This is a genomic window from Hoeflea sp. EC-HK425 (assembly GCF_902498795.1).
GTDB lineage: Bacteria > Pseudomonadota > Alphaproteobacteria > Rhizobiales > Rhizobiaceae > Hoeflea > Hoeflea alexandrii.
Window position 1 is genome coordinate 624,421 of record NZ_LR701572.1, and the last position, 18,501, is coordinate 642,921.

12 protein-coding genes and 1 tRNA gene are annotated in these 18,501 nt (G+C 61.3%); 10 read left to right on the forward strand and 3 right to left on the reverse strand.

The genetic code is table 11. The features are described from left to right. Positions 1-1,084 precede the first annotated feature (1,084 nt). Both SPHINGO391_RS05815 and SPHINGO391_RS05820 read right to left on the reverse strand, forming a co-directional pair. The gene (locus SPHINGO391_RS05815) at positions 1,085-2,071 is read right to left on the reverse strand and encodes a DUF4062 domain-containing protein (RefSeq protein ID WP_152007941.1); all 987 of its coding nucleotides are present in this window, start codon (positions 2,069-2,071) and stop codon (positions 1,085-1,087) included. A gap of 1,133 nt (positions 2,072-3,204) precedes the next feature. Beyond that, positions 3,205-3,480 (reverse strand): YARHG domain-containing protein, encoded by a 276-nt coding sequence (locus SPHINGO391_RS05820; RefSeq protein ID WP_244615124.1) that lies wholly within the window; start codon positions 3,478-3,480, stop codon positions 3,205-3,207. Positions 3,481-3,734: 254 nt separating this feature from the next. Here SPHINGO391_RS05820 and SPHINGO391_RS05825 point away from each other — a divergent pair, with 254 nt between their 5' ends. The 10 genes from SPHINGO391_RS05825 (at position 3,735) to SPHINGO391_RS05870 (ending at position 13,887) form a co-directional block, all read left to right on the forward strand. Beyond that, positions 3,735-3,950, forward strand: coding sequence for a hypothetical protein (locus tag SPHINGO391_RS05825; RefSeq protein ID WP_152007942.1), 216 nt, complete (start codon positions 3,735-3,737; stop codon positions 3,948-3,950). Between the two features lie 5 nt (positions 3,951-3,955). Continuing rightward, entirely contained in the window at positions 3,956-4,564 is a 609-nt protein-coding gene (locus tag SPHINGO391_RS05830; RefSeq protein WP_152007943.1) for a DUF922 domain-containing protein, read from the forward strand. Positions 4,565-4,711: 147 nt separating this feature from the next. Then, positions 4,712-5,818: an endonuclease/exonuclease/phosphatase family protein gene (locus tag SPHINGO391_RS05835; RefSeq protein WP_152007944.1), complete on the forward strand. Its 1,107-nt coding sequence runs from the start codon at positions 4,712-4,714 to the stop codon at positions 5,816-5,818. Positions 5,819-5,847: 29 nt separating this feature from the next. After that, positions 5,848-6,570 carry an NUDIX domain-containing protein gene (locus SPHINGO391_RS05840; protein ID WP_152007945.1) on the forward strand — a complete coding sequence of 241 codons (723 nt, stop codon included), beginning with the start codon at positions 5,848-5,850 and terminating at the stop codon, positions 6,568-6,570. Between the two features lie 69 nt (positions 6,571-6,639). Then, positions 6,640-7,560: a PhzF family phenazine biosynthesis protein gene (locus SPHINGO391_RS05845; protein WP_152007946.1), complete on the forward strand. Its 921-nt coding sequence runs from the start codon at positions 6,640-6,642 to the stop codon at positions 7,558-7,560. A gap of 112 nt (positions 7,561-7,672) precedes the next feature. After that, positions 7,673-7,748, forward strand: a tRNA-Lys gene (locus SPHINGO391_RS05850). Between the two features lie 680 nt (positions 7,749-8,428). Next, positions 8,429-9,811: a TolC family outer membrane protein gene (locus SPHINGO391_RS05855; RefSeq protein WP_244615125.1), complete on the forward strand. Its 1,383-nt coding sequence runs from the start codon at positions 8,429-8,431 to the stop codon at positions 9,809-9,811. 44 nt (positions 9,812-9,855) lie between these two features. Continuing rightward, a complete protein-coding gene (locus tag SPHINGO391_RS05860; protein WP_152007948.1) occupies positions 9,856-11,973 on the forward strand; it encodes a type I secretion system permease/ATPase in 2,118 nt (705 codons plus the stop codon). Next, positions 11,973-13,265 (forward strand): HlyD family type I secretion periplasmic adaptor subunit, encoded by a 1,293-nt coding sequence (locus SPHINGO391_RS05865; protein WP_193217204.1) that lies wholly within the window; start codon positions 11,973-11,975, stop codon positions 13,263-13,265. Before SPHINGO391_RS05860 ends, SPHINGO391_RS05865 begins: the two co-directional genes overlap by 1 nt. A 25-nt stretch (positions 13,266-13,290) precedes the next feature. After that, positions 13,291-13,887 (forward strand): ribbon-helix-helix domain-containing protein, encoded by a 597-nt coding sequence (locus SPHINGO391_RS05870; protein ID WP_152007949.1) that lies wholly within the window; start codon positions 13,291-13,293, stop codon positions 13,885-13,887. Positions 13,888-13,956: 69 nt separating this feature from the next. Here SPHINGO391_RS05870 and SPHINGO391_RS05875 read toward each other — a convergent pair whose 3' ends face one another. Beyond that, positions 13,957-15,042 (reverse strand): transglutaminase-like cysteine peptidase, encoded by a 1,086-nt coding sequence (locus SPHINGO391_RS05875; protein ID WP_152007950.1) that lies wholly within the window; start codon positions 15,040-15,042, stop codon positions 13,957-13,959. Positions 15,043-18,501: the final 3,459 nt, after the last annotated feature.

An 18,501-nucleotide genomic window follows, 5' to 3' on the forward strand; every position in this document is an offset into this window, starting at 1 on the left:
AAAAAGCCCGGGCAGCACTGTCCGCTACAAGGGGAGAGGGGGCTGCTGCAATCTTCCGTCAGCGACCGACCCCTCACCAACAAAATCTGAGGTTCAGCTTCCGGCCAGGCCGTCGATCTTGTCTCCTCTCCCACCAGGGGAGAGGTGGAGCGCAGTATCTGCGGCACCCGATCTCCCCCCATGCGGGGGAGATGCCCGACAGGGCAGAGGGGGGCAATCTCTCCCCTCGTGCAAGCCTCACGTTCCACCCCCCTCTGTCGGCGATGCCGACATCTCCCCCGCAAGGGGGGAGATTGAGTGCGCGGCGGCGGGTACAGGGTGCCTCTTTCCCTCTCCCCCTTTGTGGGGGAGACTTCGGAGCGGTGGCCAGAGGCCAGAAATCGGAGAATCCGATTTCAGCGAACGAAGGCCTGAGCGCGACGCCGCGCGAGGGCTGTTCAGCGCCTTGGCTTCAGCCAAGTGCTAGAAATTCCAAGAGAGGGGGGTATCGCTGCAATCTGTCGTCAGCGACCGACCCCCTCACCAACAAAATCTGAGGTTTAGCCTACGGCCAAGCCCTCGATTTTGTATCCTCTCCTACCAAGGGAGAGGTGGAGCGCATTACCCGCGGCACCCGATCTCCCTCCTTGCGGGGGAGATGCCCGACAGGGCAGAGAGGGGTAAATTCTCCCCTCGTGCAAGCCTCACGTTCACCTCCCTCTGTCGGCGATGCCGACATCTCCCCCGCAAGGGGGGAGATCGGGCGAACCGCATCTCTCCACCGTCATCCCGGACTTGATCCAGGGTCCAGCAGCGCCTGCGTCCGCAGGCGCGGAAGGATCATAGAGCATCGAGGCACCCCAGCTTGCCGCAGGCGGCGGACAGAACGGACAGGTCATACCTGATCAGCCCCGCCTAGCCCGATCCCGCCGCAATCTACCTTGCGGGCGAGCTGCTTGAGCTCAGCACCACCACCATCGCCTACACCGCCATCATCACGCTGTCCGATACCGGCGCCGACTTCAGGGCCATGCTGGTGACAGCGCTGGGCGAGGGCAGGAGGAGATAGGGGCATGATGGTTGATGCGGCCTTCCTCTAAAGATGCTAGTTCTCAATTTCTTTCAAACCAATGATTTCCTTCATTCTGTTTACATCCTCTATTACGTGCGGGTTATTGCTTAAAGACTCGATTTTTTCATCAATATCTGATCTCGGCGGCTTCTTGGATAACAACTTCTTCTTTAAGAATGATAAAAACTGCTCTTTAGAATTTGATTTTCTTACAATTGATATTATCTCTTCTGAATTTATTTCCCTCTTTGAGTATTGAATAATATGTCTTGCTAGATCGTTTCTAGATATCTTCCCAGCAATTGATACTTCTTCAAGTCTTTCGGATTCTGTTTTAATTATAGAGTCAGATTTATCTGGGTCTATTTTCCTCATTAGTGATTCAAGATAGGATTTTAGTGTAGAGTTAATTTCCTGAAGCTCGTTTACTTGAGAGTTGAGGTCGGACAATTGTTTCTGGGCCGACATTCGATGCAATAATTCTCGAAACAATCCAGACCATTGCTCTCTAAGCCAGTTCTCAATATCGGAAAATTTTTCAAAGCTTTTAATTGGGTTGTTTTTAGGTTTAGATAAAATTTCCTCAATAAACTTAAAAATGTTAATTGAATCTACGTGGGCGTAAACTATCGACTCGTTATCACGGTTTTTTTGATATGTTTGGTACTCAGAGTACACGGACGAATCTATTAGTATGTAAATTGGAGTGTCTCGAGATGCGGCTTCTTCGAACTCTCTCTTGGTTACACTTTCGTACTTCTTGTAAAAGTTTTTATCTATCGGCTTGCTAGAACTGGTTTCTGATCCGTATCTTCCTCCAATAATAATTACGAAAAGGTCTACGTTCCCGACTTCAATATAGCAGGATTCATCCAATGGCAGGTCGGGCGCATAAGTTACGCCTCCCTTTTCCGACAAAATCGATTCGAAACCGAGTGATTCTATGAATCCATCGAGCGATGCTCTTATATGCTTCAGGTCGTAGTATGTCGAACTAACAAATACGCGAGTTCTTGCCATTGGTGCGCCCAAATATTTCCTAGAGCATACTCAAATTTTATAAATTTGAAATAATTTTTTGAATTGAGGCATTCGATTGCACGTCTGTAAGATAGCAGATGATCTACGAGACCAACTGGATTCGTTCAAAACGTTTGCTTCTAGATAATTGTGAACCTCGGTCTGGCAAAACATTCGGGCTGTCGCCCTGAAAATACAAGTTTGCCGAGATTTAGCCTCCGTTGGATTAGGTGGAATTGGGTTGGAGAATCCCCCACCTTTTCCACACCCTCCACCGCCATGCCATACTCGCTCCACTCCCGCTGCCGGATGGATCGCGAACGTTTCGATGCAGGCGGGAGGGAATGTCCGGGGCCGGGCGTGCTGACGTGGCGCGCGAGGTTTCGGGAGGCGGAGGCCATGGGGGTTCCGCTGGCGGCATCGGTCCAAGACGGGTAAGTCCCCGAGGAGGCCGGTGGAAAGCCAGCCACCGGGCCGGGGTCGTTCCGCGTCCGCCTGAAAAGGCGGGCGAGGGGCGGGTCACCGGGCCGGACCTGTGGCGGACATGGCGGGCCGGAAACGGCCGGCCAGGGTCCGTGCCGGAACCCGCGCCAAAAGCATCTCTCGCGGTCTGTCCGGATCGCGGCCGGAGCAATCCGGGCGGAGGGCCCTGAAGAGGGGCGGGTGGATAAGCCAACCTTCGCGTCATGCAGGCCGCCGCCTGTCGGATGCCGGACAGCATCCGGCGAGTTCCGGGCCGCGCGCGCTCAGCGCCACCCATGATGCGGGACCCTTGCCGGTCGCCGCATCACCAACACCCATCCCAGAGGCACTGCCCGCGTGCGGCCCTCCGGACTGCCCGCCTGTCGCGCGAAAGTACCTGCACTTGAGCGATAACGTACAGGCGCCGCAAAAAGTATTTCCCACACCCCGGCGGAGATTTTCGCGCGGGCGCGGTTTCGGCTGTCTGAAGCGCGTCGTGACGCCTGAGCGGGATGCAACTTCGGCCTCCCACCGTCGTCATCCTCGGCCCCCGAGCCGAGGATCCATTCCGTGGTCTCTCGGCCACTGCAGTCTTTGAAGCGTCACGGCATGGATCCTCGCCTCAAGGGCGAGGATGACGAAGATGGGGGGCGTTCAAGCGCGCAGCCCCCCTAGTTGTTGACCTTGCAGCCGCGGCGGCGCTCCTCGGCCTGGATCTGGGCCACCCGGCGCTGTTCCCATTGGCTCAGGGTCGGGTTCCTGGTCCAGCAGTCGGCATTGTTGAAGGTGCGCTGGCCGAGATTTGTGGAGAAGCAGTAGCCGTTGCGGTCATAGATCGCGTTGCGCTCGTACCAGAGATCCCAGCAACTGGCGGCAGAGCCCGCGGGGACGAGGCCGGTGAGGCCGACGAGCAGGCCGGCGGCGAATATCATCGGGGTGGATTTCATCTGCATCTCCTTTGCATGCGCGGCGCGAACCCGGTGTGCCGGGCCGCCCTGTCTCCATCGCTATCCGCCCGTCAGCCCTGCGCATTGATGCACATCAACGAATGTGTCCGTCGCCCGGCCTTTCGGGGCTCTGCACCGCGGTCCCGGCTGGAGGAGTGGGCGCAGCCGGGCAGACCGATCTGCTGAAGTCGGTGGGGTGCTTGGCGGCGGGCTGTCCGCTGTGCCACCATGGGCCGAACCATGAGAGGCGCTTCATGTCCGATATCGGCTCGATCTTTTCCACCTGGGACATCATCGTGATGATCCTCGTCGCCTGCGCGCCGGGGTTCGTGATCGGCGCCGCATTCGGCGCCTGGCGCGGGTTTGGCAAAAATCCCGGGCGCCGTCTCAGGGGCGCCATAGTTTTCGGCTTGACCGGTTTCGCGCTGGCCTTTGCCGGCTGGTGGCTCTATCTGATGGTGATCAAGTGAGGCCGATGCGCGTGACCCGACATACACTCTCCGCCGCCTTCCTGGTGGCATGTGCCGCCGTTGCGGCGCAGCCGGCGCTGGCCTGGACCGCGGCCGAGCAGGTCAAGACCTATCCGGTCTATGGAAAGTCGGGCCCGGAGCTCTACGAGTCGATCGGCCAGAACGGGCCGGTGATCTCGGGGGATCGCCGCACCATCGCCCACACCACGTTCAAGCTGACCTGGGGGCGCGACTACCGCGAGCGTGCCGATGGCAGCTGCGTCATCGCGCGAAATGTGCCGAGACTGATCATCACCTACACGCTGCCGAAACCGCGCGAGGGGCTGCCTCAGGGCGTGGCCTCGAGCTGGAAGCGGTTCTATGACGGGCTGGCCGAACATGAGCGGGTGCACGGGCAGCACATCATCGAGATGGTGCAGGCGATTGAGGCAGTCAGCGTCGGGCTCTCCGCGCCGAACGATCCGGGCTGCCACAAGGTGCGCGCCGAGCTGCAGACCCATCTCAAGCGGCTGTCGGACGAGCAGCGGGCCCGCGGCCGCGCCTTCGACCGGGTCGAGATGGGCGATGGCGGCGCGGTGCATCAGCTGGTTCTGGGGCTTCTGACCGGCCGCTGAGCCGGGATTGCAGGGCCAGGGCGGCCGATTGCCCGGATGCTGCCTGCCGGATCATGGTGGCGCCTCGACGAGCCCGATTTGGCTTGCGGTGCCGGGTTGGACTGTTAGGCTCGGGCGACCTCTCCCGGGCCAGAATCAGGACGCCGCATGACCGTACGCATCGCCACCTTCAACACCGAGAACCTGTTGAGCCGGTTCGATTTCTCCGGCTTCCGCAACGAGCTTCGGCAGGACCGGGTGGCGCAGCTCTATGATTTCACTTCGGAGGCGCAGTACCACCAGGCCGAGATCGCCCGCGCCATCTCGCTCACCGACGACACGCGGCAGCTGACCGCGCTGGCGATTGCCGATGCGGACGCCGACATCCTGTGCATGCAGGAGGTGGAAAATCTCGATACGCTGCACCGGTTCGAATATGGCTACCTGTTCAAGATGATCGGCGATGGCTACCGCCACAAGGTGCTGATCGACGGCAATGACAGCCGCGGCATCAATCTTGCCCTGATGACGCGGGAACACACGCTCGACGGGGCGAAGATCGAAATCCTCGAGGTCACCAGCCACGCGCATCTGAGCTATGAGGCGGCCGGGGTCTACACGCCGGAGCTGGCCGACGTCGCCAAGCCGCACGACAAGGTGTTCAAGCGCGATTGCCTCGAGGTCGACCTGAAGATCGGGTCGAAACGGCTGACGGTCTATGTGGTGCATTTCAAGTCGATGGGATCCCCGCGCAACGGCGTCGACGGCCGCACCCACACCATGGCGGTGCGGGTGGCGGAGGCGCGTGTGGTTCGCAAGCTCATTTCCGAGCGCTTCGGCCCGGATGGCGGCGGCAAGCGCTATGTCATCGCCGGCGATTTCAACGATTACACCGAGAAGCTTGTGATCACCGGCGACCGCCGCAACGGCTACCGGTTCACGCCGGAAGAGGCCGAGGACGGCGCGGTCCGTGTGCTGACAGCCGGCGGCTTTGCCGAGAACGTGGTGGCGCGGCGTCCGGAAATGGACCGCTGGACGCTCTACCACACCCGCGGGCCGCAGGAGCGGCATCTGTGCCAGCTTGACTACCTGCTGGCCTCGCCGGCGCTGACGCGCTCGAACCGCGACCGGCTGCCCGATATCATCCGAGCCGGCCAGCCCTGGCGGACGCTGTTCCCCGAAGGCCAGGAGGTCGACCGCTACCCGCGCACCGGCTGGGACCGGCCCAAGGCGTCGGATCATTGCCCGGTGGCGATGACCTTCGATCTGGTCTAAACGTGATGGCCGCAATCCCGGAAAACCGCGTGTTCGGTTTCGACCGCGTCCGTCTGACGCTCGATGCGGCGGAGCATCCCTGGCTGGTCGCGGAACACGGCGCGGTCGAGGCGCACTGGGCGCGCGAGCAGGTGGAGCGGCCATGGCTGTTCAACGGGACGGTGGTGCTCAATCGCGGGCTGGCGCTTGAGGCGGGCGTGATCTCGGGCATCAGCCACCGGGCACCCTATGCGGCGCTGCTGCACTGGGTGAACACCCGCCCCGAGGCCGATGTCTGGCACCTGTTCGGTTCGGCGGTGATCCTGTCCTCGGACGGCGCCATGCTGCTGATCCGGATGGCGGCGAAGACGGCCAATCCCGGCAAGGTCTATGCCCCGGCCGGATCGCTGGATGAAACTGACATCAAGGGCAGCCGCATCGACGTTGAGGGCAGCATCCTGCGCGAGGCGCGGGAAGAGACCGGGCTTGAGCTTTCGCGAGGCAATGCCGAAGACCGGCTCTGGTGCTGGCGCCGGGGTGGTCTGGTGGCGGTGTTCCGGCGGTTCCGGATGGCCGATCCGGCCGCGGCTCTGGAAGAGCGGATACGGGAGCATATCCGGACCGATCCGGAACAGGAAATCGATGATGTGGTTGTTGTGCGCAGAGTGGAAGACGCCGGACCGACCGCACCGCCCTACATGCGGGCCATGGTCGACTTTCATTTCTCCGCACCCGGGCAAGGTGGCGGTTGGCAGGCCCAAGGAAATGGATAGGATGCGGGCACGCTGAAGACTTGGCAGGAGCCGGATAACCGGCTGCCACGGTAGAGGATGACGCTGGGCATGACAGATTACGCAATCTACGACGTCTTCACCGGCACTGCTCTGGCCGGCAATCCGCTTGCGGTTGTGTTCGACGCCGATCACTACAGCGGCGACCGGATGCAGGCGATCGCACGCGAGTTCAACCTGTCGGAGACAGTGTTCGTGCTCAAGCCGGAAAATCCCGCGCATACCGCCCGGCTGCGGATCTTCACACCTGCGCGGGAGCTTCCCTTTGCCGGCCACCCGACGGTTGGCGCCGCGGTGGCGCTGGCGGACCGGCGGCTGGGCGCGGATGTGCCCGCCAACGGCATAGACCTGGTCAAGATGCTGGAAGAAGAGATCGGGCAGGTGCGCTGCGCCGTGCGGATCAGCGCTGGCCAGGCCGGGTTTGCCGAGTTCGATCTTCCGAAGCTTTCGCGCAATCTGGGCGCGGACATCGAACCTGCGGATATCGGGCTGGCGCTAGGGCTTGATCCGCACGAGATCGGGTTTGAAAATCACAAGATCTCGCTGTGGAGCGCCGGAGTGCCGTTCGTGCTGGTGCCCGTGCATGACCAGGCCGCGGTCGCCAAGGCCGAGTGCAATGGTGCAGACTGGGACCGTGTGGCGCCGATGGGTGATGGGCAACTGGCCTCGGCCTATGTCTATTGCCGTGGCGGGACCCATCACCAGGCATCTTTCCATGCCCGCATGTTCGCCCCCGGCGAAGGCATCGGCGAAGATCCGGCAACCGGGTCGGCCGCCGCGGCTTTGTCCGGCGCGATCCACCATTTTGACGGCCTGCGGGAGGGCAACCATGCGCTGCTGATCGAGCAGGGCGTCGAAATGGGCCGGCCGTCGCTGATTCACCTGCACATCGCCTGCAGGGGGGCAGAGGTTTCCCACGTCCGGATCGGTGGCGAGGCAGTGCGGATTTCCGAGGGCAAACTGCTGGTTTGACGGCAGGTATGCAGATTATGGCGTGATTGTTGCAACAGCGTAAAAAACAGTGTGGACAAGCCTCTTCATCCGGTCTATACGCCCCCTCGTTCCGGTTCCGCACGGAACGTGTGGGTGTGTAGCTCAGTTGGTAGAGCAGCTGACTCTTAATCAGCGGGTCCACGGTTCGAGCCCGTGCTCACCCACCATTTTTCTCAGGCCAGTGTCGTGATGTTCCGCGCCAGCGGAATGCTGTACCTGTCTCACTCGAAAAGCAGCAGGTGTTCCCGGGTCGGATGCGGATACACGTGGCCAGAGAAGCGGCGGTAGACCTCTGATTCCCCGACTTGTCCCACTGCATGCCCGATGTTGTTGGCACCCCAGGACCTGCCTTGATCGCCGAAGATGAATTCGAGGATTTCTTCCGGGCAAGGTCAAGTTTTTGAGCGATCCAATTATACTGTCGATTTTCAACCATCAATTGAATATCTATTTATGCCATATAATATATGTTATGTTCAAAATCTTATAATTTTTATGTCTAAATCTCAACCAATGCGAGAAATAAATCTATAGTAACGTAATAAATACGAAAATCCATCAAACAAATATGCAACGTTAAAGTTATCAAATTTTAATTCTACAAAAAAGGAACATTTTTTACTTCATATGTACTTTCGAATATTAGTCAATCATCATATTGATGACATGTGTCAAAAAGGCCACACGGTGATTTCTGTTCCGTAAGTACTTAAGGATTCGTAATTTCATGACTCGCGTCAGCCGAATGATATGTGTAACAAGCAATCATCGGGTGTAGGTTTTTGGGGTAAAAATGATAAAATCGCTTTTCTATTCGTGCTGCTTTTCAGTTGGGTTCAGTGCATTCGTGGCTTTTCCGGCCAACGCGCTGACGCTGAAGGAAGCGGTTGACGAGGCGCTGAAGTCAAATCCTGAGATTCTGTCTTCGATCCAGAACCGCGAGGCGGTCGAGTTCGAGCTCAGGCAGGCCCGTGGCCTCTACCTTCCGACCCTTGATCTTGAAGCCTCCGCAGGTGGCCGCAAGCTTGACAGCCCCGGCCGTCGCCGTCTCGGCAATGAGGACGATACCCTCAATTCCTCCGATGTCGGCCTGACCTTTACCCAGACCCTGTTTGATGGCGGCGCCCGCCGCGCCGAGGTCGAGCGCCAGGCAGCCCGCGTCGACGGCGCCTCGTTCCGTGTTGCCGAGCGTTCGGAAGCCATCGCGCTGGCCGTCACCCAGGAATACTTCGAGATCCTGCTGCAGGCCGAGATTGTCGCGATTGCGCGCAAGAACGCCAATGTGCTCTCGGGGATCGTCTCCGACATTTCCACTGGCGTTTCCGGTGGCACGCTGACATCGGCCGACCGTACGCAGGGCCGTGAGCGTCTGCTTTCGGCGCAGGCACGTCTCAAGGAAGCCGAAGAAGATCTTGCCCAGGCGCAGATCCGCTTTCTCCGCCTGGTCGGTGTGAAGCTCGGCTCGATGAAATATCCGCCGTCGGTAAGCAAGGCGCTTCCCCGCAGCTCCGCCGAAGCCGTTGATATCGCCCGGCGCCAGAGCCCGCGGATCGCGGCTGCGGGCGCCGATGTCGATGCTGCCGACGCACTCGCCCGGGGCGCCAAGGCTGCCTATCTGCCGGTGATCTCGTTCGAGGCGAAGGCTCGCGTCGGCAATGACATCGATGGTTCGGAAGGCCGCACCTCCGACCTCGAGGCCAAGGTCGTGGCGCGCTGGAATCTGTACCGCGGCGGCCGTGATCAGGCCTCTGAGCAGGAGCGTATCCGCCGCGCCAGCCAGGCCCGGATGGACAATGTGCTGGTGCATCGTGAAGTCCAGGAATCGATCCAGTCGGCCTGGGACAAGCGCTCGAAGCGCGCCCAGCAGGCGTCGCTTCTGCGCGAGCAGGCCTCAGCGTCAGGATCGCTGGTGTCGTCCTACCGGGACCAGTTCCGGGTTGGCGAGCGTTCGCTTCTTGATGTGCTGAGTGCCCAGAACACCCGGTTCAACACCGAGGTGCTGGCCAAAACGGCTCAGTATGCCGCAGTCTATGCCGATTATCAGACGCTGGCAGCCATGGGGTCGCTTGTTCGAGCCTTCAATCTTGAGAGCGCCCCGCAGGCAGAAGCCTATGCCAGGGAAGAGTTCAAGGCCGTTTCGCATGAAACCGAACCGGTTTACCACCGGCTTCCGTCACGGCAGGTGAGCGGTGCGCCCTTCGATCTGCTTGCCCCCGTCAGGAAGAACTGAATCTTCCTGTTGAGCGGAGTGGCAAGATCGGACGGTGAGCTGCGATGAACTTCAACGAGGCTTTCCGCGAAATCAGCGTTCATTTCGAGCGCAGCGGTTCCGCGACCGTTCTGTATTCGGGCATTCCCAACGATCAGCTTGAGGCGGCCGACATCGAGACCGTGCGCGAGGTCTCAAGCCGCATCGGGCTGGATGTCACCAAGATCCATCTGGCGGACCTGCTCGGCGGCAATGCCGACCTTCCCGCGCTGGTCAGAACCGCAGACGGTTCATTCATCCCGGTTTTCGGCCTTAATGACGACGGATCTTTCGTCTGCAAGGAGGCTATCGGCGCCATCGCCTCAGAGAGTGTCGATCTTCGCGGCAGGGCTGCGGAACTCGACCCGACCGTGCTGGATTTCAAGAAGGTCTATTTCAACAACCGCGAAGAGGCCGGCGAGCTGCATGCCGGCCGGATCGAGAAACAGCACTGGCTGTCTTCGGCCGTGCGCCCCTACTGGCGCTCTTTCGTACGGGTTGCGTTCGCGGCGCTTTTCATCAACATCCTGGCGCTTGCGTCGCCCCTGTTTGTCATGAACGTTTATGACCGGGTGCTGCCGAACGAGGCCATCTCGACCCTCTGGGTGCTGGCCGTCGGGATCAGCGTCGCGTTTCTGTTCGATTTCATGCTCAAGTTCGCCCGCGCTGCGCTGATCGACTACACCGGGCGCAAGATCGACCTGAAGATAGCCTATGTGCTGTTCCAGAAAGTCATGAACACCTCGCTTTCGGCCCGGTCGATGTCGACGGGCGAGTATGTCAGCCGGGTGTCGCAATACGAGTTCGTACGGGAATTCTTCACATCGAACACGATCGCGACGATGATCGATACGTGCTTTGTGTTCATCTTCATCGCCGTGGTCTACTCGATCGGCGGCCCGCTCGCCTATGTGCCGGCAGTTGCGCTCGTTGCCGTGGTCATCATCGGGCTGGTTGCACAGACGCTGATCAGCCGCCGGGTCGCGGCGGCGGCCAACGAGGCGGCGCTGCGACAGTCGATGCTGGTCGAGACCATCTACACGACAGAAACGGTCAAGGGACTGAGGGCCGAAGGCCTGCTGCTCAAGCGCTGGCGCGACCTGACCATCAACAGCTCGGCAACCAACGAGCAGATCAAGAGCATCTCGGCCTTTGCGGTCAATGCCACGCAGTTCGTGCAGCAGCTTGTGACCGTCGGCATCATTCTGGTCGGGGCCTACCTGTTCCGCGAAGGCCATGTCACCACCGGCGCCATCATCGCCTCGGTGATCCTGTCAGGCCGTGCCGTCAGCCCGCTGGGGCAGCTGGCGATGACGCTGGCGCGGTTCCGCCAGGCGCTCCTGTCGCTCCGGATCCTCGACAAGATCATGGAGCAGCCCGAGGACACGCCGGAAGCATCCGGTTTCGTCAACCGGGTGATCGCGCGCGGCGATATCGCCTTTGAAAACGTTCATTTCCGTTACCCGCAGGCCGATCAGGATGCGCTCGATGGCCTGTCGTTTTCGATCCGCTCCGGCGAGAAGGTCGGTATCATCGGCCGTATCGGTTCGGGCAAGACCACCGTCGGGCGGCTGATGTCGCGGCTTTACCAGCCAAGCGAGGGCAGGGTGCTGATCGACGGCATCGACATGCAGCAGTTTCATCCCTCCGAAGTCCGCTCGGCGGTCGCCGTGGCGGGCCAGACCAGCGACCTGTTCTCGGGATCGGTCAAGGACAATCTGCTGATGGGCAACCCGAACGCCTCGGATGAGGATCTGATCGCGGTCTCGCGCAAGGTCGGCATCGAATCCTTCGTTGCGCGGCATCCGCGCGGCTTCGACATGCAGGTCGGTGAAAACGGCGGCAATCTTTCGGCCGGGCAGAAGCAGTCGGTCGCCATTGCGCGGCTGCTGCTGGCGGATCCGAAGATCATCTTCCTGTACGAGCCTTCGGGAGCCATGGACCTGGCCAGCGAACGTCACCTGATCGGCTGCCTGCGGCAGGCGATCGCGCCGGACGTGACGCTGATTCTCTCCACCCACCGCTACAGCATGCTCGACCTGATCGACCGGCTGATCGTCATCGAGAACGGCAAGCTGATCGCCGACGGTCCCAAGGAACAGGTGATCGCGGCGCTGCAACGCAAATCGAACGGGATCCAGTGATGCGCGCGATGGAGCAGGATACGCCGCCGGCATTGTCGCGTTACATCGTGTGGGTCTGCCTTTTGTTGGTGGTGTCGTTCCTGGTGTGGGCGGCATGGGCGCGGGTTGACGAGATCTCGCGCGGCGACGGCAAGGTGATCCCGCTTTCCAAGACGCAAGTTGTGCAGTCGAGTGAACCCGGCGTGGTGCAGGAAATCGCGGTGACGATCGGTCAGCTGGTCGAAAAGGGCGACCTGCTGATCCGGCTGGACAGTTCCGGCAATCTGGCGTCGCTCGGCGAATCCCAGGCCCGTTACGATGCGCTGCAGGCGCGGATCGCGCGGCTGGAACTGGAAATCGACGGCCTGTTCGACACCGAGTTCGTCTGCCCGGAACAGACAAGGCGGGTGTCGCAGGGGATCTGTGACAACGAGGCCAGCCTGCTCGATGCGCGGCGGGAAAACTATCTCAACAAGCTGCAGGTGCTCGAGGCCAGGCAGCAGCAGCGGCTGGACGAGATCGGCGAGGCCAAATCCAATGTGGAACAGACCGATCTGGTCATCCAGGCGATGCTCAACGAGCGTGACAAGATTGCACCGCTGGTCGAACGCAGGCTGCATCCCGAAATCGACCTGTTGCGGCTCGACCGCGAGATCGCCCAGCAGCAGGGTCAGCGCGTCAATGTCAACCAGAGCCTGAAGCGGCTGGAAAGCGCGCTGCGCGAGGCGGAGCTCCAGGTTCAGGAACTGGATTCGCAGTTCAAACAGGAGGCCCGCCGCGAGCTTGGCGATACGCTGGCCGAGGTCAGCGTGCTCGAGGCAACACTGACCGGTGCCCAGGACAGGGTTCGCCGCACCGACATCGTTTCGCCTGTGGACGGCATCGTCAACACGCTGGAAGTCAACACGATCGGGGCGTTCCTGCAACCCGGATCGGTGGTGGCCGGCGTTGTTCCGGTCACCGACACGCTGCTGGTCGAGGCGCGGATTTCGCCCAAGGACGTGGCCTTCGTGCAGCCCGGGCAGAAGGCGCTGGTCAAGCTCACAGCCTATGATTTCTCGGTCTATGGCGGTCTCGATGGCTCGGTGTCGAACATCTCCGCCGACAGCATCGTAAACCCGGATACCGGCGAGACCTATTACCAGGTCCTGGTCCAGACCGGAGATTCACAGCTCGGCAAGGGCAACGTCAAGCACGCCATCCGGCCGGGCATGATCGCCTCGGTGGAAATCCTGACCGGGGAAAAATCAGTTCTCGATTATCTCATCAAACCGCTGAGCAAGGCACGCTACGAAGCCTTGACCGAGCGCTGAGAACCTATGGAGAGCCCCGCGCGCGATGCCTGATCCAGATCCGTTCAAGCCTCATTTCAGGGCGATCAACTCCGGCGGGAAGCGCCGGGGCTTTCGCCTGGAAGGCGTGTTCTGGAAGGCGCTGGACGCGGTCACCCGCAGCGAAGGCGTGTCTGTGGCCGAATACATCTCGAAACTCAACGATGTCCGCACCGGCGACAACGGGCTGAGTTCGCATCTGCGGGCCTCGATCATGCAGCGTGTGCTTGAGCAGCATGAACGCTTGCGGGACCGGTTCAGCAAATTCAATTCGAAGACCATCGTCGCAGCCTGTCCGGTGCCGGGGTTCATCATTTCGGTGGACAAGCGGATCCTCTACCAGAACAGCGGCTTCCTTATGTATCTGCAGACCCGGTTCACCGGTCTGGACAGCGTCGAGGCGTTGAGCAACATCAAGCTTACGCTGGAGTCTCCGCTGATCGACATGATCGAGGAAATGAAGCGCGACAGCAGCCGTCCCAAATACACCGGGTTCACGGTCGGCTATGGCGAGCGCCGCCTGCGCGGGCGGCTGAGCATGGCACTGGCGCCGGACATGGACGACCCGCCCGCGGCGATCGCCTTCGTCTCCGGTCCCGCCTGACGAGCCTCATCGACGGGGAGCGGTGCTCGGTTTCACCGGCTTTGGCGTAGTGGCCGGGGGCCCGCCGTATCAGAAGCCCGCACCTGGCGCGATGCTTGCGATGTTTTTAAGCGAGGCTGTGAGGTTTTGCTTTCCGCCCTTGTAGCCGAAGACGTAGTTGGCAGTGCCTGAGAGCGAGAACAGCGGTGCGTAGCTGGGCTTTGCGGTGTCGGTCTCGACGGCATCGGTCATGTTGTCGAGGATGAGGGTGCGGTCTGCAAGGGTGACGGAGAGCACGGCGTGGAACAGGCGGCGGCTTGTGTCCTTGACGACGACGATCTCCATGGCGTTCACCGGCACGCCGAGCCTTGCGAGTACCGCCATCTTGAGGATGGCGTAGTCCTCGCAGTCGCCGCTTGCGCGGCCGAGCGTCTCGTTGGGTGTCGACCACTGGTCGAGACGGCCGTGGGTTTCCTCGTCGGTGCGGTAGGTGACGAGGGTGTTGACGGAAGCCGAGACGTGGCGGAGCTGGGCGGTGATGTCGGCACCGCCGAGATCGAGGCGGTCGGCGAGGTCAGCGCAGCTGTTGATGCAGATGGCGGAGGCGCCGGTGCTTGCCGCCTTGCGGATCAGGCCCGAGATGCGGGCGCCGCTGCCGATCTTGCCGAAGCGGATGCGGTGGGCGCCGAACAGCGGCCGGTCCTGGCGGATGGTGCGGCTGACGGCCTGGCTTGTGGCCTGATAACTGGTGGCCTGATAACTGGTGTCCTGAGAACTGGTTTCCTGCCTGGCGGCCCGGGTTGCGGGGCGGGGCGCGGGGACGGGGATCGAGGCGGTGGTGATCCGGTCGCGGGGTGCGAGAGCTACGAAACCGGAAAGCGTGGCGTGCGCAGGGGCGATGTTGCTGGCTGCGGCATGGGCAAACCGGTCCAGGCCAAGCGGCGCGATACCGGCCCGTGTCAGGCGCAGGGTGGTGATGCGATGGGAGGAAAGCAGCCATTGCGGAGCGGGGACCCCGGTCTCGGCCAGAAGGGCTGGCGTGGCGGCGGGCGATGAGACCTGGAGTTGTGCCTCGGGTTCGGCGAAGACATTGGCCTGTGCTGCGGTGGCGCAGAACAAAGAGAATGCAATTGCAGTATTTCTCAGAGTTACTGTCTCTTTTGCAAAGCTATACATCTTTTTGGCCTTCCCCGTTTGTTGGGAGAAGACTACTCAAATAAACATAAGATCTTAGAAACAAACAGAACTAACGAAACCGGTGTTGTTTCGATAAAAATTGATTCAATTTTCTTGAAAGAGCTTCGGATCGATTCCGGCGGTCAAAACGGCAGGTTGCAGTATGTGCATTACCGTTTTCTAAAAGCATATAATGATATGCAATAGGATTAACCATGAGTTTATTAATTTCCAGATCGCATATGAGTGTATTCATTTTCGATTCAAAGTAATTGTTGACGAAATACTAAGTGGTTAAGGATGGGTGAATTCTGTTTGGGAGTCCTGTCATGATTGAAGACCGCGGCCTTGATACTTCGGAAACCATTATCGAAAACGCAGAGGCCGACAGCGGCATGGATGCGGTTTTGCTGGCCCAGGCCGACACCGGTACCGACCCGGCGGGCACTCCTCCGTCCGATCCTTCCGCATCCGGCGGAGCGCCGGGGATCAGCGTGATCGTTCCTGACGCCGACAACCGCGTCACGCTGGCCGCCAGCGCCAGCATCGAGGACATCCAGCTCGACGGCAACGACCTGCTGCTGGTTCAGCCGGACGGTTCCCAGATCCGGATCATCGGCGGCGCACTGAGCGTGCCGACCTTCGTCATCGGCGACATCGAGGTGCCGCAGGAGGTGCTGGTTGCGGCGCTGGAAACCAGCGGCTTCAACGTCGCGGCAGGCCCCGGCAACACGCTTTCGGTCTCGCCGCAGTCACCGACAGGTTCGGGCGGAGAATTCGAGGATTCGAGCGGTGCCTCCATTGCCGGCGACGGGCTGGAGACTCTGGGCCTGCTGGGTGACACTTCGGGTGGCGGAGATGGCGGAGCCGCAGCCGCGTTCGACGAGGACACCGGCAACATCGCTTCGGTGCTGACCGGCGGCGTTTCAACCGGCGGCATCGTCGAATCGGTCGACAATCCGGGCGGCGTGGACGCTGATCCTGTTGCCGCCACCGGCTCGATCACCTTCTTTGATCCGGATTTCGGCGAGACCCGCACCGCCGAAATTGCAGCGAGCAACGTGGTCTCCCAGGTGCTCAAGAGCGGTGGCTCGCTCACCGCCGCACAGCTTGATGCGTTGCTCGCCGGCTTCAGCCTCGACACGCCCGGCGGGATCACGGTCGAATCGACCACGGCTGCAGGCGGCTCGATCGACTGGACCTACCAGGTCGGCAATGCCGCCGTCGATTTCCTCGCCGCGGGCGATGTTATCACGCTGTCTTTCGACGTTCAGATCAATGACGGCATCTTCACCGTGACGCAGACGGTGACGGTGACGGTTACCGGCACCAACGACGTTCCGGTGATCGAGGGGGCCACGAATCCGGCTGCGATCCTGGAGGTCGCCGGCGACAGCTCGACGCAGGACATCCCGGCGACGGTCGGCACCATCACCATCACCGACCAGGACCTTGGCGACACGCTGACGGTCACGGTGACCGGCGATGCGACCGCCAACTACAACGGCACCGGCACGGTTCCCGCCGAGGACTCGGTCGATGTCGCAGCCCTGATCGCCGAGGGCGCGATCAGCTTCGATGCGCTTATCTCCGACGGCGAGACCCAGACCATCAACTGGACCTGGGATCCGGCCGCCGCCGATCTCGACTGGCTGCGCGAAGGCGAGAACCTTGTGCTGACCTATGTCGCCCAGGTCGATGACGGCCAGGGCAATGTCGGCGCCCAGAACCTGGTGATCACCATCACCGGCACCAACGACGTTCCGGTGATCGAGGGGGCCACGAATCCGGCTGCGATCCTGGAGGTCGCCGGCGACAGCTCGACGCAGGACATCCCGGCGACGGTCGGCACCATCACCATCACCGACCAGGACCTTGGCGACACGCTGACGGTCACGGTGACCGGCGATGCGACCGCCAACTACAACGGCACCGGCACGGTTCCCGCCGAGGACTCGGTCGATGTCGCAGCCCTGATCGCCGAGGGCGCGATCAGCTTCGATGCGCTTATCTCCGACGGCGAGACCCAGACCATCAACTGGACCTGGGATCCGGCCGCCGCCGATCTCGACTGGCTGCGCGAAGGCGAGAACCTTGTGCTGACCTATGTCGCCCAGGTCGATGACGGCCAGGGCAATGTCGGCGCCCAGAACCTGGTGATCACCATCACCGGCACCAACGACGTTCCGGTGATCGAGGGGGCCACGAATCCGGCTGCGATCCTGGAGGTCGCCGGCGACAGCTCGACGCAGGACATCCCGGCGACGGTCGGCACCATCACCATCACCGACCAGGACCTTGGCGACACGCTGACGGTCACGGTGACCGGCGATGCGACCGCCAACTACAACGGCACCGGCACGGTTCCCGCCGAGGACTCGGTCGATGTCGCAGCCCTGATCGCCGAGGGCGCGATCAGCTTCGATGCGCTTATCTCCGATGGCGAGACCCAGACCATCAACTGGACCTGGGATCCGGCCGCCGCCGATCTCGACTGGCTGCGCGAAGGCGAGAACCTTGTGCTGACCTATGTCGCCCAGGTCGATGACGGCCAGGGCAATGTCGGCGCCCAGAACCTGGTGATCACCATCACCGGCACCAACGATGTTCCGGTGATCGACGCAACTTCGGTTATCACGGGTTCAGTCACCGAGAGCGGCGACATTGCCGATATCAATGAGGCGGGCTTTGGTGGTTCGCTGAGCTCGGATGTGGTGCTGACGGCTGGCTCGCAGGCGCTTCTGGACGGGCTGCAGGCCGACGGTTCGGGGCTCGAGGCCGCGCTGACGGCGATCACCACCGAGCTCGGCGACGATGCCGAGGCGATCGCGGTGATCTGGGATTACCTTGACGACAATTACGTCAATGGCGGTCCGACGCAGGATCCGATCAATGAGGCCTTCATCCGTCTCGGCGCAGCCTATGCCGGCCTGCTCAAGGCCGGCACGATCAGCCCGCTCGTCGATGTGACGGCGAAGTACACGCCCGACAATGGCGATCCGGGCACTGCACCGAACCGGGTGCAGAGCCTGCATGACAACCTGTTGGGCAACGTCACCAGTGCGGCGATTGCGCAGCGTTTCGGCGGCGATGCGCTTGAAACCACGCTGACCAGCCTGGTCACCGGCGTTGACGCCAATCTCCTGACCCGTCCCTACTTCTCGGGCAATGAAAACGCCTCTGATGCGGCGGCACGCGCATTCGACATCGCCAATGGCTATGTCGAGGCGGCATCGGGCCAGCTGACGGCCACCGACGTCGACAATGGCGAAACGGCGCAGCTGTTGTGGTCGGGCAATGCGACCGGCACCTACGGCACGTTCTCGATCGACGCCAACACCGGCGAATGGGTCTACAAGCTCGACAACAGCCTTGCCTCGACGCAGGAGCTCTCAGAAGGGCAGATCGTCACCGACAGCTTCGTCGCGACGGTCACCGATCCTCACCTGGCGACCGATA